The sequence below is a fragment of the Methylomonas sp. Kb3 genome (assembly GCF_002834115.1).
In the GTDB taxonomy this organism is placed as follows: domain Bacteria; phylum Pseudomonadota; class Gammaproteobacteria; order Methylococcales; family Methylomonadaceae; genus Methylomonas; species Methylomonas defluvii.
Genome location: NZ_PIZT01000029.1, coordinates 1 through 14,581 on the forward strand (window position 1 = coordinate 1; position 14,581 = coordinate 14,581).

The 14,581-nt window shown below is 53.9% G+C and carries 14 protein-coding genes and 1 pseudogene; 1 reads left to right on the forward strand and 14 read right to left on the reverse strand.

The window, feature by feature from the left end; translation table 11 throughout:
* From CWO84_RS14515 to traL, 14 genes and pseudogenes are all read right to left on the reverse strand, one after another.
* The coding region (locus tag CWO84_RS14515) for a TraU family protein (protein ID WP_101053415.1) at positions 1-834 on the reverse strand (834 nt) is incomplete at its 3' end.
* Positions 831-2,039, reverse strand: a complete 1,209-nt coding sequence (locus CWO84_RS14520; RefSeq protein WP_165786333.1) for a TrbC family F-type conjugative pilus assembly protein — start codon at positions 2,037-2,039, stop codon at positions 831-833. The genes CWO84_RS14520 and CWO84_RS14515, both read right to left, overlap by 4 nt.
* Positions 2,026-2,592, reverse strand: coding sequence for a signal peptidase I (lepB, locus tag CWO84_RS14525; protein WP_101053419.1), 567 nt, complete (start codon positions 2,590-2,592; stop codon positions 2,026-2,028). The genes CWO84_RS14520 and lepB overlap by 14 nt, the downstream gene beginning before the upstream one ends.
* Entirely contained in the window at positions 2,570-2,887 is a 318-nt protein-coding gene (locus tag CWO84_RS14530) for a hypothetical protein (protein WP_101053421.1), read from the reverse strand. The genes lepB and CWO84_RS14530 overlap by 23 nt, the downstream gene beginning before the upstream one ends.
* Positions 2,877-5,290, reverse strand: a pseudogene (traC, locus tag CWO84_RS14535) (type IV secretion system protein TraC). The gene CWO84_RS14530 and the pseudogene traC overlap by 11 nt, the downstream one beginning before the upstream one ends.
* Positions 5,287-5,541 carry an RRXRR domain-containing protein gene (locus CWO84_RS14540; RefSeq protein WP_101053423.1) on the reverse strand — a complete coding sequence of 85 codons (255 nt, stop codon included), beginning with the start codon at positions 5,539-5,541 and terminating at the stop codon, positions 5,287-5,289. Before CWO84_RS14540 ends, traC begins: the two are co-directional and overlap by 4 nt.
* A gap of 11 nt (positions 5,542-5,552) precedes the next feature.
* Complete coding sequence (gene traA / locus CWO84_RS14545; protein ID WP_101053425.1) at positions 5,553-5,852, reverse strand: TraA family conjugative transfer protein; 300 nt, start codon at positions 5,850-5,852, stop codon at positions 5,553-5,555.
* Positions 5,853-5,981: 129 nt separating this feature from the next.
* On the reverse strand, positions 5,982-6,497 hold the full coding sequence (locus CWO84_RS14550) for a TraV family lipoprotein (RefSeq protein WP_165786334.1): 516 nt from the start codon (positions 6,495-6,497) through the stop codon (positions 5,982-5,984).
* Positions 6,494-7,312, reverse strand: a complete 819-nt coding sequence (locus CWO84_RS14555; RefSeq protein ID WP_101053427.1) for a DsbC family protein — start codon at positions 7,310-7,312, stop codon at positions 6,494-6,496. Before CWO84_RS14555 ends, CWO84_RS14550 begins: the two co-directional genes overlap by 4 nt.
* A gap of 27 nt (positions 7,313-7,339) precedes the next feature.
* Positions 7,340-8,719, reverse strand: coding sequence for a TraB/VirB10 family protein (locus CWO84_RS14560; RefSeq protein ID WP_101053429.1), 1,380 nt, complete (start codon positions 8,717-8,719; stop codon positions 7,340-7,342).
* On the reverse strand, positions 8,719-9,696 hold the full coding sequence (locus CWO84_RS14565; RefSeq protein WP_101053431.1) for a type-F conjugative transfer system secretin TraK: 978 nt from the start codon (positions 9,694-9,696) through the stop codon (positions 8,719-8,721). The genes CWO84_RS14560 and CWO84_RS14565 overlap by 1 nt, the downstream gene beginning before the upstream one ends.
* Positions 9,693-9,977, reverse strand: a complete 285-nt coding sequence (locus CWO84_RS25180; RefSeq protein ID WP_276308159.1) for a TraE/TraK family type IV conjugative transfer system protein — start codon at positions 9,975-9,977, stop codon at positions 9,693-9,695. The genes CWO84_RS14565 and CWO84_RS25180 overlap by 4 nt, the downstream gene beginning before the upstream one ends.
* Positions 9,892-10,275 carry a TraE/TraK family type IV conjugative transfer system protein gene (locus CWO84_RS14570; RefSeq protein WP_276308160.1) on the reverse strand — a complete coding sequence of 128 codons (384 nt, stop codon included), beginning with the start codon at positions 10,273-10,275 and terminating at the stop codon, positions 9,892-9,894. The genes CWO84_RS25180 and CWO84_RS14570 overlap by 86 nt, the downstream gene beginning before the upstream one ends.
* The gene (gene traL, locus CWO84_RS14575; protein WP_064028648.1) at positions 10,272-10,553 is read right to left on the reverse strand and encodes a type IV conjugative transfer system protein TraL; all 282 of its coding nucleotides are present in this window, start codon (positions 10,551-10,553) and stop codon (positions 10,272-10,274) included. Before traL ends, CWO84_RS14570 begins: the two co-directional genes overlap by 4 nt.
* A 378-nt stretch (positions 10,554-10,931) precedes the next feature.
* Between traL and CWO84_RS14580 the strand changes: the two genes are divergently transcribed.
* Positions 10,932-14,581, forward strand: a 3,650-nt coding sequence (locus CWO84_RS14580; RefSeq protein ID WP_101053434.1) for a condensation domain-containing protein, incomplete at its 3' end; no start/stop codon positions are given.

Sequence of the window (14,581 nt, forward strand, 5' to 3'; positions counted from 1 at the left end):
TAAAGCATCATTGCCCGAGGTTTTCCAGGCCAGCCCACGGCGATGCAAGGAGGCCGTGGCGCGCGTGGCCAACAAACTGGTAATCCTGGGATCGGTGCCGTAGCTGGTCGGCGAAATGCCGGATAAGGGATACATATGGCCCCAAGCGCCGGCACACCAGAACAAGGCATCCAAAGGATTGCCGGTGGCTGCCGCTGCGGCATCGGCAACACAGGCGGAAATGGCCACCGGATTAGCGAACAGTGCCGTTTCCGGACTGGTAAAAAACGCCAGCAAGTCGTTGTTCCAGGTAGGATCGAGTTCCGAGACATACAGCAAATCAAAGTCCCGATAGCCATCACTGTTGCAACGGCCGTCCCAGAACAAATCCAGCATAATGGTCAGCGGAAAGGCGAAGTAGTGGTAATTGAAAAACGACATCTCACTGGCATCGAAGTCGGCTTTGCCGGTGGTGGCGATCAGACGTACATTCGAGGCACTGAACTTATGGCCTCCGAGCGCCGGCGAGCACCAAGGATTACGAACGATCTCGATCAGACGCGCCGGGTTCCATAGGCCCATGGTCATACCCAGCTCGGGAATACCCATCGGATCGGTGCAGAAGCAAAACTTCTCATCGGTAGCGATACTGGGTAGGTTACCACCGCCCAGCGATGCTCCAGCCGCTCGAATCGGAAACAGACAGCTCCAGCAAATATCAGTGATCAGTTTGCCGGACCACAGTTCGGCGTCCGAGCACAATGGGTCAATGCTATTGGTGGTGGTTTCGGCATATAGTGGAGTTGCCAGCGTTATCAAACCGCCCAAGACCCAATGGACAACGGATCGCTTCATGACCGCTCTCCTGATGAGACAGGCAACTTGCGTTCGCGAATTACTATCTGGTGGTCGGATTGCTCGACGATGGAAGGCACATGCTGTAAATGAAAACGGCTACGCACATCCGGCGTCAATAAATACACGGGGGATTTCAATGTGGTTTCCAGGTTTTTCAGATTGCCCCATCCATCCTCGCGCGGCAGTTGCGTCGCCAGATACATCACACGAGCCTTTTTATCCTGGCAGGACTGATGCCGAATCAGTTCGACTTGAGCCGGCACTGTGGCATCGAACACCTTCAGGCATAAGCCAAACGGCATTTTGTCCAACGGATTGACGGTTTGTCCGGTTCGGATGATTAGCTGTCCATTGGGCGCTGTCAGATCTCGCGGGGCGGTAATGGTCAAATCAATGATGCGGTCACGGTCCGCCTGAGCTGCGGGTAAGTTTTCAAATTTTTGTTGTTCCCAAAACCGAGCGATGGCTTGTTGCTGCTTTTGTTTCCAGTCGATGGCGGCCATCCGGCCTTTGAGTTCTTCGAGCAAATCAATTTCGGTAATCTCGCCGACATCGCCCATAGTTCCCAGATCACCTTGTTTGCCGGCTTTGATCTGCTCGTCCAGCCAGGATAGACTGCTGACACCTCGAACGTGTAAAAGGGCTTTCCCTCCTTGTTCAACGACAATGTCCGGCACAGATGAAACCGACCAGCGCTGAAAACGGGTGGGATCGATGACAATGTTCGGCACGGGATTCATGCCTTTCAGCAAGCGTTTGAGGTCGGTCATCAATGCCGGTAGCTTTTGCCCCGGCTTGGGGCCGCGAAATACCAGTAAAACATCATCTCGACCGGACGCTTCTTCGAAGATGCTTTTCAGCGCGGATTCACCCAGCGAGAAGGAAACAAACAACAGCGTCAGTGGCTTGTTCGAAGAGGTTGTCGGCTGGTCGCTTGCCAATGTTGTCGATCGTGTCGATAGCGCTTCTGCTCGAATCGCCTGGGAGGCTTCCAACACTTGTTGCGCCTGGCGTTTCACGTCCAACTGTTCAGATTGGCCATTCAACCAATCGGGCCGAGTCTGGCCTTCCAATGCCTGCAAAATGGCTTGAGAACGTTGCAGCCAAGCTTCTTCTGCCTGAACCGCTTGCACAACGAACCAGCAAAGCAAACAGACCGCCGATTGCCGCCAAGGACGATGAGACCGATCAAAACAACGCATAGGCCCGTCCAATCACTTGGTAATCGTAGACATAGCCCCAGTAGCGCGAATCGAAGCTTTTGTCGGTTTGCCCGGTTACCCAATAGGCGGCCGGTGGAATCGTTTCATGGCGTTTGAAAGAGGAGGGGGCTTTGTTCAGTTTCTCCGTCAAAGGCAGTCCGTCGATGATTCGTTCACCGTTGATAGTGGTGTGCTGCGGATCGACGTGAATGGTGTCGCCGGTTACCCCGGCGGCGATTTTGACGATAATCTGGCCGTCCTTGAAAAAGGGCGCCATGCGCTCGGCGCGGAACGCGATCAAATCGCCGCGCCAGATGTCTTTGTTGTGAGTGTCGATCAGATAAATCCATTTATCCGGCAGGCAGCGATCGACCTGATCGTCGCCGCCGATGAGAAAGCGTTGGCCGATATAGCGTTCTACGGCCAATACCAATAACAAAATCGGTATTGCCTTGAGTAGAAACTGGCCTAATCGTTGGTGATTGGCACGGGGTGACGATGACGAATGAAGCCGAGGCTTCCTCATACCGTTAGCGTCCGGCTTGTCGAACATAAATATCCTCCGGAGCAGCCACCACCGCAGTAGAATCGATCACCAGATAACCCGCATCACTGAGTTTCTTGGCCTGCCCCTGCCAGTCATCGACGATTTTGGCCATTTGTTCCTGGTTGGCGTTGGGTGGTATCGATTGAATTAATTTGGCGCGATCGAGCACGAATACCGGCGTGACCATATTTAATCGAGCGATGGGCTGTTGTAATTGTTGTTGTGCCGCCAGCCAACCGCTGACGCCGCCCAGACAGGTTGCGATGAAAACGGTACTGAGCCATTGCGATTTAGGATCCATAGGTAGTCTCCCTGGGTTTGCTGCTGCGGTTGTCGATAAGTTGTTGAATGGCATCACTCAGACTCAAACCTTGTCGGCGCAGTTGTTTCAAGGCGTTGACGTCTTCGGGTTTGGTGGAAAACAGGATGCGTTTGTACGGATCGACGATCAGCCGGCCAATGCCTGAGCCCATTTCGGTGATGAAGAAAATTTCGGAATAGGCACCGGGCAAGGTATGCACGGTTTTGAGCAGTTCATAGCCGCCATCCGATAGTGGCAGACGCCGATCTTGTTTCATGCCTTCGATGACTTCGGCTTTCTGGCCGAGTAAATACATATTGGCCGAGTTCTCGACGATGGCGCGGCCGGCGGCATTGCGGTACAAATCGTTTACCGATTGAGTGATGGTCACTGCAGCACCGCCGTATTTCCGAAAGCGCCGATAGCCGTGTTCCATGAATTTGGCCACATCGCCTTCGGTGAGCAAATCCCAAGCTTCGTCGATGATGACGATTTTGGGCCGATTGCGTTCCCCGAGATACATTTCCTGCTGGATCTGATAGATCAGCTGCAGCAATACGACTTGTTGTAGATGCTTACGGCCTTTGAGCTCCTCCAGTTCCAGCACGGTAAAGTCGCGAGCGAACTTGGCATTGTTTTGTCCATTGAAGTAGCGACCGTATTCGCCTCGGGTGGTAAAGGGAAACAACTGTTCGCCGACATCCTTCAAACGCTGATCGGCTTCGGCGCAGAGTTGCTTGGCAATGTCGTCCACGGACATGGCCTGAGCTTTATCGGTCCAAAGCTGTTTCAATATCCGCTTCAGACCTGCGGTCTGGAAATCGGTGAGTTTCTCGGTGGGTGCCGCCTCTGGCTCACTAATCCGGCTAACATGTCCGCTTCTTCCTCGAAGTTCTGCACGATCTCGAAGGGGTTCATGCAGATGTTCGATCCGTGGGTGAATTTGACGAAATCGCCTTCCAGCACCTCACAGAGGTTTTCGTAAGAGCGACCCACATCGATGGCCCAGATTTGCGCACCTTCGGTCAGATAGCTGACGATGATCTCGTTGGTCAGAAACGATTTGCCTTTACCTGATTCGGCGGCGATACACAGGTTGTAATTGCCGGTGGTATCGAACAACGACACGGCCATGTGCTCGCCATTACGTGAAACAAAGTTTAAGGTCGGCGTGCCGGTGCCGGCCCAATCGCCGAACAGCGGTAATAATGGAATGGCATGCCGCGTGGCCAGGGTGCGGTAACGTTTTAAATCGGCAATCGCCGTACGCTCGGGCCCAAACGGCAAACAATTCAGGAAAAACGGCAGGCAGAAATACTTGTCTTCCAACAACTGAAAACCCAGCTCCCGGAAATACACTCTGGCATTGGACACCGCCGCCGCTTCTTCAGCTTCGTCGCAAAACAGCAGCACCCCGAAATACGCTCTAATCGGCCGGTCGCCGTCGCGGTAAGCATCGAACAATACGTCGAAATGGTGTTTGCGTTGAACCAACACCGGTAAAAACCGGGCTATCGGTGTATTAACCTGGTTGGTGATGAATTGCCGCACGCCTTCCTGCCGGGTTCGCGTGGATTCGGCATCGGGATAATGCAAGGTCAGGCTGAGCAAAGTATTCTGGCGGATGCCACGGGTACCGGACAAAATGTCACCCAGATAGCTCTTGGCGCTGCCGAAGTAAAAATGATCAGGGGTGCGTTTGGCGGACAAGGTCTTGACGCGTTTCCTGCCGAGCCACAGACCTTTTTCATCGAGTTCCAGGGCATTGTCGTAATCCAGCAATTGATCACGAATCAGTTGGGTGGGATCGCACTCGGGGACGACACGGTCTTTCCAGCCGGCATCGGGCTGCCAGTTGAGCAGCGTGTTCAAAATACGCACATACTGATCGGCGCCCAATAGTTCCGGATACATGCCAATGGTGGACAGCGATTGCTGGGTGGCCATTTGCAATTCGCAGGCACGGCGGATGTCAGCTTCACTCGGCCGAGGGGAAGCCATCGGCAGTTTGACTGTGACCAGAATGTGGCTGCGCCGCAGGCGTGCGCCTGATATCGCTTCCGGGGCTTTGGTGGTGCCGCGCCGCAGAAAGTCGACGCTGGCCTGGGTCATGGTCTTGTAAGTCGGCTTTTGCTGCTTCAAACGTCGGGTCTGCATAATCGCCAGCGACTCTTCGATGTCCGGCGAAGTCCAGAGGCTGACCTGCAACAAGGTGTCAGTCGGCCAGTCCTGATTCAGTAATACATTGACCCGCGCGGACACGCTGGCATCGGCACCCGTCATCGGTCGGCACAGAAAACCAAAGCCTATGCTGCTATCGGCCATCATAAACAGATGGTGGTCATACTCATACGCCAGTACCGGGAAGAGCTGATCGGCACGGGGACGTTGCGCGGTGGTCATAATAGGAACTCCTCTTCAAACAACAACAGGTCTTCAACAGGGCATTCCGGATATAGCCGAATTGTGTAAGGCTGCCGGCACACCAGTGATACCCGGTGGTTGCGTTTCAGCTGCCGTGCTCTGGCCGGATGGCAGGGGTTGATGGGCTGGCCAATGGCATCCTGGACCTTGACGGTCCGCTTATCCTTCGCCAATGCACCAGGGCGGCGGTTGCCCGCCGCAATCTCGGTATCAATCGTTGAACCGGTCATCGTGGTGTGGCCTAAAGAGTGGCGGTGACGATGTTGGTGATAATGGTCGGCGCCGCAAACAGGCCGACGCCGCTGGCAATGCCTAATACAAAGCCCATGATGCTGCCGCGCACGACGCCGGCGACCAGGCCGACGATGACGAACACGATAGCGATAATGCGGCCGAGCAAGCCTTCCACCCAGCCAGTGAGCAAGGTCCAGACGGTGTTGAACTCGGTACCGCCGGTACCGGCCATGGCGTCATTGGCCATCAGCATAAAAAATAACGATGCCAGGGCCATCAAGACCCCGCTTCGATACGAAGTTTTCATCAAAAATATCCTCATTCAGGTTAAAAGACGGTTGCCCGTCGAATCTCGGAGGGTTAGTCCGGCAGGTTTTAAGCGGTTGCCCGCTCAGTCTCGCAGGGGGGGGCCTGCGGTTAAATGGGTTGTGACCCATCAAGGCAATGGCTTGCCGATTCGGGATGACGGGGCGTCTTCATCACTGCCGTCAACGGTCGGCCGTTTCTCGGGCGGACGTTGTTCGACTTGCAAGGGAATCAACGACGAACCGACGGTTGGAACAGCTTTGCCGATCATCCAACGCCTGGGTTCCAGTTCGGTGTAGACGTAGTTGGACACCATCAAATCGCCATCGGCATCTTCCCAAGGCGCGATCCAGATGCGCATGACCTGGGAAGGCGTACGTATCGGCGTAGGATCTTCGATCTTGGGTACGGGTTGTTGTAACGGTAGTGCGAGTGCCGGTGTTGAGGTTGTCTCCGAACTGGGGTTATTTTCCGCAGGTGCTTCCGTTATCGCCGTATTGGTGACTTGATAAGCCTGTGTCGTCGACAGACAGCTGGGTTCGTCCGGCATACCTTTGCAGCCGTAGTCAGTGGTGGCGCAACCGGTGGCGATAGTAATCAGCAAGACATTGATGCCGTAACGGAAAAGGGAGTAAATAACTTTCATTGTTTTTTCTCCGTGGCGTTTTTGCTTTGCGTATCAGGTGTCGTTGCCAGACTGGGTGACGGTTTCGGTTTGTCCGCTAACCAATCGGCTAACGATTCCGGCGCGCCACTGTGGGTGCGTCCGTCAGGCGCAATCAGAAACGGCACACCCTTCAAATCGAATAACTTGGCAGTGACGATGGCTTTTTGCAGTGGCTCTTTGTTGCACTGAACGGGCGGATCGGTCGGCAAGCCGGCGAAATCCTGTTTCAACAGTCGGTCGCGCACCGCGTCTTTGGCTTTGGTATCGCTTGCGCCTAATTCACACGCCAGTTGCACGACGATGTTTTGCGATTCGGGGCCGAGGATGGGGACCATCACCAGTTTGAAGGTGTACTGGTCTTGCAAGGCTTGCAGGTCTTTCATGACTTTGCCGCAGTACGGGCAGCGCGGATCGATGAACACCAACACTTGGGCTTTGCCGTGGCCGACCGTCACCGCGCCCAGATCATCGGGCTTGAGTTTCATCCGCGACAGGTCGATACGGTTGGCGACTTTGTCAATATCGGCCAGTTCCTTGATTTCATGTTGAGTCCAGATGTCCATCAATTTGCCGCCGTAAAAGGCAAAGCGGCCGTTACTGGAAATAAACACGGTTTGCTCGCCGGATTTGACCATCTTCAGGCCCGAGATCGGCAAGTCCTGCATGCCGTCGATCTTGATCGATAAAAGGCCGGCGGCAATGTCCGACACCGGCGGTTTTGGCGGAGTGGCAGCCAGGGCCATGGAGGCACCCAATAGCGCGGCAAGTAATAAAGGTATGTGGCGTAGCGTCATAACGACCTTTGGGTTGGGATTAAGGAATCAGCTCGGTGACTTCAACTTCAGTGCCGTGCCTTTTTGCACGATGAAGTTGACTTGGCGGGTGGCATCGACTTCGATGACCGGGTAAATCTCTTCGGCCATGTCCATGTAAAAATGCGACAGGCGTTCCATCGCGTAGCCCGCGCCTTTCAAGGCACCGCCCTCCATCGACTGCGAGGAAAAGGCGCTTTGGAACGGTGTGGTTCCGGATAGCGCGCCGATGCCGCCTGTCATCAACACAGGAATCTGGTTACGGCCGAAGGCATCGGAAAAGCCGCGTAAAAAGCCAGCCATCATTGATTGGGCAAGCAGCGCACCTTGTTTGGAAACGACGCGACCGCGCACCCCGTTTTTGCCGTCTTCGCCGGTGGCATAGGCATTCATCGGTACTTCGATCACGCCGCCATCCTGGCGGACACAGGAAAAGGTCTCACCGCGAAAGTAGGCGCGCTCGGCACTCAAGTCGCCAAAGCCGGCAGCCAGCAGAAAACACTCGCGCACATCGGCATGAAAGCGATTGGGCAAAATGGCTTCCTTCTTGATCCGGAACAGTACCGGCATCGGTTCTTTCTTGGCTTTACGGCCAGTCGGGGCATCCAGACCATTCAGCAATACGCCGGTTAAAATGCTGCCGGCCGGGATGAAGACGTCGCTGTTTGCGTGGCCTGGCTGAGACTGTCCGTGAGCTGTGGTCTGCGCGGCGTCTTTATCTTTACCGTTGGAGTACTCAGCGCCTTCTTGGATGACGCGAATCTGCATTGCCACCGGCGCCTGGCTGTTGGCACGTCCTCCAGAGACCCCAGCATTGCCGGATGTCGGTCCTGGAATAGCCGCTTGCTCGAAGACGCGGTTGAGATCGTCTTGGCCGTTGTGGAATGGCGCGTTGCTTGGGTGGCGGTTTGACGGTCTTCCCGGAGCCGTTGGCTCCACGGTGGATTGATGGGCGCCGCCTGAGTTGTCAATAACTGCTGGCGTAGCCGCTTTGCTCTTCAACGTCTCGACTTCGCCGGTCACCGCTTGCAGTTTGGCTTCATAGGCTTCGCGCTCCGCTGTAGTCCATTGTTTGAAACGGATTTCGTCGGATTGCTGCTCGCGCCTTTGTTGTTCTTCGATGGCAGCCAATCGGCGGGCTTGTTCGTCGTTCTTCTGCAACAGATCGCGCAACTGCGCGGAAATGCCGTCGATGCCCAACGAGCGTGGATCGCTATCGGTCAAGATGTGTTGGATGGTGGCCTGTTTGCTCAGCGGTTTGCTGACTTCCGGGGTTACGGTGGCCAGCGCGATGATGACGGCTAACACCACGGTACCGATGCTGCCGACGGCCAGATTGCGTTTGGCTGCCGGACTCAAGCGTGTCCACCAGGTATCAACGACCGCCATTACCGTTGCCCTCCGTTCAACAATGAAGGACGCAAAGTGACTGACGCCTCTGGCGATTGTCGGACCACGACATACAGTTCGGTGGCTTCCTGCGGTTTCAAAACCACGTTGGGCCAGACTGAAATTGCCAGTACGTCCTGCTGCGTTGTTGCACAACTACGTTCGTCGAATTCAATCATGTCGCCGCCGGTGTTCTTGGCAAGCCCCACCAGAATCAGCTGATCCTGGCCTTCAAGGACTTGGCCGGTTTTAATCTGCACGCGGTCTTGCAGGCAGCGAATTTGCTCCTGGGGCTTGGGTTCGCGTAGCGAATAACCGGCTGGGGTCTTTTGCAAACCCAAATCCCGAAACAAGGTTTTCAGTTGGCTGATGTAGGCTTGTTCATGTTGGCTCGAGGTTCGATTTGCGGTGTCCGCGCGCTGCCATTGATTCAACAGCTGGTAACTATCCTTATCCAGATCGAGGTGGATTTCCCGTGCCGGAATGCGTTTGGGGATCAGGGTGAGCGAAAGCGCAATATCCTGGTTGTCGCCGGGGGTGATGTATAAGGTGACCGGTGTTTCATCCGAGGTGGCGACGTAAACGATTTTGCCTTTGGTACTGGTGGTGGCCTGGCTGGTGGTCGTGACTACCGGATGTTCGAACGGCGTGACCAGGCGATTCAAGTGGCCGACGGCAATCGGCATCAGTTCGTTGATGCCGGGTTTAACGGCAATGTGTTGTGGACCGATGGAAGTGGCTGATGTTACGTTTAACGCTGCCGCTTGCTGTTTAGCCGCTTTCAATACACTGGCATCGACCGGTGGTAAATCTATGCCAAAATCGGGCTGCGATGAGGCAACCGGCTGTGATGGCGATGCGGGTGACTTTTCGGCCACGGTGGTGACCGGTGGCAACACCGTCACGGGTAAATCATCGGTGGCCCATGCCGAACCGGCAATAGTGAGTAACAACCAGGGATGCAACACGAGTTTCATGGTTTAGCCTCTTGAGGTTGAGCATGGGTGATCTTCAAACGGGCCAGGGTTCTAGGGGAATCCGGATACACGTCGATGTATTCCAGCCGGGGCCGATAGTTTTTGATGGCGATGATGAATTCGTAGGTGCGGGGTTTGACGTCGGGTTTGGAACTGGGACCTTGGCTTTTGAGTTCGCCACTGACGAAGACTTTGTTAGTCTCGGCTTCGTAGTCGACATGACGCGGGGTGAAACTGATCGCGACCCGGTCCATTTTGATGGCCTTGATTTGATCGCTCATGGCATCNAAGCGGTTCGACCGCGGTTTTCAGAAAGTCGGCGTTGGCCGGGGTGGTGTTGCCAAGAAGTTCTGCCAAGAACAAGCCCCAGGACTCTTTGAACTCACTAGAGGCCTGGCTGCGGGTGACCTCGACTTCCTGGGTGAGGGTAGGGGGCACCAGGATAATGCTACGTTCAGTACGCCAGGCGGCCAGCGAGGTGATCACGCAAATGACCAGCAGGCCGATGACGACGACGCGGCTAAACCGGTTCTCGGTCTCGTGTCCATCCCAGGTTTGCAGAAAATCCGACCATCTCATGGTAGAAACCTGCGGATGTAGGGATTGGGGATGGTCTGCGCGCGACTGGGCAGCAAACCAAGCCAATACAGGGCATGCAATGTGTAGCCATCAGGCCGGTTGTCTCGAAAGCGTCGGTAGAACTTGACCGCAATGAACCCGAGCGCCAAGCCGGGAATGAACTGATCGATCAACATGCCGGTGAGCATGCTGACCATGAAGGGTACGATCTCGTCTGCACTCCACAACAAAATGTGGATCGGATCGTCTATCGATTGGGGAATGGCAACGGGTTCCATAATGACCTCCGGTTGGGATGGTCATTATTGTGAATGGATATTTGAATAGATCTTTTGCAGCTGACGACGAATTTGCGCTCAGCTGCAGCACTTGGCCGAATACCAATTGACTTCAAAGGTGTTTTTGGCCTGTTGCTGGGCCAACATTTTGGTGGGGCAATTATTTCCGTTAGTCGTCTTCTTTATACATAAGGGGTCTTGGTCGTTTGGGTTTGCTTTGTTATTAGGCTCAAAACGCTATCGGCAAAACATTCAGACTCTATCTGGCATTAGCAAAAGCAGTAAGCAGATATATGAGTTACCTGCACTTGAAAATTATAGATGGCAATTTAAAGACGAAACGCACACCGCAAAGGGTTGGAGAGAATGGAGGGATATGTGTTAAGCGAACGACATGATTTAGATAGTTCCAGCGATGATGCGCTAGTGCTTGAAGGCGCAATATCGCTGACGGATGTGTTGCAGCGACGCGCAGCCTGTCACCCCCACCGCATTGCGTATACATTTTTGGAGCATGGGGCATCAGGTCAGCATTCGTTGACCTACGACGAACTTAATATAAAAACCCGGCAATTAGCAGCATCGTTGCAGCAGATGGGCATGCAAGGTGAACGCGCCTTATTACTCTATCCACCGGGTCTGGATTACATCGTAGCTTTTTTTGCTTGTCTGTATGCACGAGTGATTGCTGTTCCCGCCTATCCGCCCAGCAATAATCGGCATATGCCCAGGTTGCAGGCCATTCTTGACGACAGCACAGCCAAAATAATTCTTACCACCCAGCAAGTTGCCAACAACATTCGTAATTTTCCCGGCACCACGGGTGATTTGTTAGAGCGAACTTGGCTGAAAACCGATGTCGTTGAATACCCTAATGATGCCAACTCATGGACGCCCCCTAGATTGCAAGCCAAGGACTTGGCGTTTTTGCAATACACTTCCGGCTCTACCGGCGACGCAAAGGGGGTGATGATTAGCCACGGTAACTTGATGGCTAATCAAGAGTTGATCAAACGCCGATTTGGTCACGACGAACGGTCGACTGTGGTCGGTTGGCTGCCGCTTTATCACGACATGGGCTTGATCGGTAATGTCATGCAGCCGTTGTATTGTGGCGCAAGTGCAATTTTGATGGCGCCGATGGCCTTTTTGGAAAAACCGCTACGCTGGTTGCAAGCCATTAGCGATAACCGTGCGCATACCAGTGGCGGTCCTAACTTTGCTTACGATTTGTGCGTCCAAAAAATCAGTCGCGATGAGTTGATGGGAATTGATCTCAGCAGTTGGCAACTGGCATTCAATGGCGCCGAACCTATCAATCCGCTGACCTTGCAACGATTTAGCGACGCATTTAAGGCATGTGGATTCCAACGGCGTTCATTTTATCCCTGTTATGGCCTGGCCGAAGCAACATTACTGGCGACTGGAATCGCTAAACAATCCCTCCCAAGGATTGCGGCGTTTAATAAAACCGCCTTAGAGCAAGGTTTAGTCGATTTGATTGACGAGAATCAATTGAATGCCAGAAGCCTTGTAGGATGCGGCACCATCGATATTCATGATGGACAAGACTTGCGTATTGTCGATCCTGATGCCGGCACCTGCTGCGCGAATGATCAAATCGGAGAAATCTGGCTGAGCGGTCCCTGCGTCGCCCAGGGCTATTGGCAAAACCCCGAGATGAGCGGTAAAGCATTTGTCAAAGATTTCAAAGGCCAATCCTGGCTACGCACGGGTGATTTGGGATTTATAGACAATGGAGAATTGTTCGTTTCCGGGCGCCTAAAAGACCTAATCATTATTCGCGGTCGCAATTATTATCCGCACGATCTTGAGTATGCTGTCGAAGCAGCAACCGATGCTTTGAACCCTGCCTCAACAGTAACATTTTCGGTTGATGAAGGCGATGGCGAAAAGTTGATTGTGTTAGCCGAATTAAAGCGCAATCGGGTCAGACAAGGTGATTATCGAAGCGAGTTCTCGTCTATTCGTGCCCGGTTGACCGAAGAATGCGGTATCCAGGCCGACCAGATTTTGTTTCTAAAGCCCGGCGCTATTTTAAAAACCAGCAGCGGAAAACTCCGGCGTAGCGCCTGCCGCGAGGTGTATTTGCAACAAGGTTTCGAGGCGGTGGCTAGCGATGCCGAACAACAACGGCCACCAAGGCAACAAGCCGCAAACCAGATCAATAAAGCCGCCGGCGCCCACAATCTATTGCGGCATGCTCTGTTGGCGATGGACAAAACCCATGCCACCGATCTGTTGGCGCAACACTTGGCCGGCAAGGTTGCCGAGTTATCCGGGGTGGCGGCCGATAGCATCGATCGTAACCATAGTTTGACCGGCTTGGGTTTGGACTCGCTGAAAGCGGTGGAACTGAAATACTTCATAGACGAGCTGTTGGGGATAGATTTGCCGATTAGCCATTTGCTCGGCGCCGCCACCTTGCACGATGGTGCGGTAACGGCGCTGGGATTGATCGGAAAGGCAGATGCCAAGCCGCCATTAGCCGTTAACGGTGCGAATGCCGAAACTGCGATGTCCTATAACCAACAGGCCTTGTGGACGCAGGCTAAGATGCAAAGCGGCGAAGCGCTGTACCACATGCCGGTGGCGTTAAAAATTCACGGCGACTTGGACGGCGAAGCCTTGCGCCAAGCGCTGGTGGAATTATGCCGGAGGCATGCGCAACTGCGTAGCGGATTCGGCTTGAATACCGAAAATCGTCCGGTGTGTTTGCCGCTCGATAACGCTACGCCCCGGCTGGCGAGGATAGTCTGTAGTGGCGATGAGCAACGGCAGGAGAATTTGCAAGCCTTTGTCCGGCAGCCGTTCGATTTAGAACACGGGCCGTTGCTGAGAGCCGCGGTATTCAGTTGCGGCGACGAAGACCATCTGTTGGCGTTTTGCGCTCATCATCTGATCGTCGATTTTCGCTCCTTAGTGGTAATGCTATCGGAATTGCAGACGCTCTACCTCGGATACCTCAATGGTGTCGTTAGCCATTTGCCGACGTTAGCAACAAGCTATTCCGAGTACGTTCGGCGGCAACAAAGTTATTTGCACAGCGAAGCGGCGAATCGAGATTTGCAGTTTTGGTTGCGGCAATTGAAAGGTGAATTGCCTCGATTGGAGTTGCCGGGTGCTTGTTCCGATGGTGGCGCCCAATCGATGGCCGCCGATATGGAAGGTCTAACGATTGCGGCGGATGTATTGGCCCGATTGAAACATTCGGCGGCAGAGCACAATACCACGCTGTATACCTTGCTGCTGGCCGTATTCAAGACTTTGTTGTACCGATATAGCGGCCAGCAGGATCTGATTGTCGGTTCTCCGACGCTAGGTCGGCCCATGCGTCAGTTTGCCGAGTTGGTGGGCTATTTCGTCAATCCCGTGGCTTTACGGAGTAGGCCTAGCGGCAATTTGCGGTTTTGCGATTATCTGGCCAAGGTCGATGCCGCTGTTCTAGGTGCATTGGAGCATCAATGTTATCCGCATGCCTTGCTGATCGATAAATTACGCGCTGAACAAGCTAAAGGAGCCATCGAGCTTTATCGTACATTTTTCGTATTACAGGACAATGCCGATCCCATTGCCGGAGCGCTAGCCATTGGACACCCCGATATAAAACTGAGGTGGGCAGGGTTCGAGGCTAGGACTTGTCGTTTGCCTGAAACTGCGGAGGAATTCGACTTGGCTATGCTGGCCGCAGAGACTGACGGTGGGTTGTCGGTAACATTCCGTTATCGCACCGATGTCATGATGCGCGAAACCATATTGCATTTGTTGGGACATTTTCAATGTTTGCTACACGGAATTTTGGCCAATCCGGATAAGCCGTTAGCTCAATTGCCGTTTTTAACCGTGCCCGAACAGACGCAATTGGCTAAATGGAACGCTACCGCGACCGAAAGCATTGCTGTTTTAACCTTGTATGGCTTGTTCGAAGCCCAGGCCGAACAAACTCCCGATGCCATTGCATTGACGTCCGAAGATCAGTGCTTGAGCTACGCCGAACTGAACGCCAA

Bases quoted from the DNA above. Each gene is read 5' to 3' on its own strand.
- CWO84_RS14550 (WP_165786334.1), bottom strand. From the start codon at position 6,497: ATGAAAGTTATTTACTCCCTTTTCCGTTACGGCATCAATGTCTTGCTG.
- CWO84_RS14565 (WP_101053431.1), bottom strand. From the start codon at position 9,696: ATGAAACTCGTGTTGCATCCCTGGTTGTTACTCACTATTGCCGGTTCG.
- CWO84_RS25180 (WP_276308159.1), bottom strand. From the start codon at position 9,977: ATGAGCGATCAAATCAAGGCCATCAAAATGGACCGGGTCGCGATCAGT.
- CWO84_RS14530 (WP_101053421.1), bottom strand. From the start codon at position 2,887: ATGGATCCTAAATCGCAATGGCTCAGTACCGTTTTCATCGCAACCTGT.
- CWO84_RS14540 (WP_101053423.1), bottom strand. From the start codon at position 5,541: ATGACCGGTTCAACGATTGATACCGAGATTGCGGCGGGCAACCGCCGC.
- CWO84_RS14560 (WP_101053429.1), bottom strand. From the start codon at position 8,719: ATGGCGGTCGTTGATACCTGGTGGACACGCTTGAGTCCGGCAGCCAAA.
- CWO84_RS14520 (WP_165786333.1), bottom strand. From the start codon at position 2,039: ATGCGTTGTTTTGATCGGTCTCATCGTCCTTGGCGGCAATCGGCGGTC.
- traA (WP_101053425.1), bottom strand. From the start codon at position 5,852: ATGAAAACTTCGTATCGAAGCGGGGTCTTGATGGCCCTGGCATCGTTA.
- CWO84_RS14555 (WP_101053427.1), bottom strand. From the start codon at position 7,312: ATGACGCTACGCCACATACCTTTATTACTTGCCGCGCTATTGGGTGCC.
- lepB (WP_101053419.1), bottom strand. From the start codon at position 2,592: ATGTTCGACAAGCCGGACGCTAACGGTATGAGGAAGCCTCGGCTTCAT.
- traL (WP_064028648.1), bottom strand. From the start codon at position 10,553: ATGGAACCCGTTGCCATTCCCCAATCGATAGACGATCCGATCCACATT.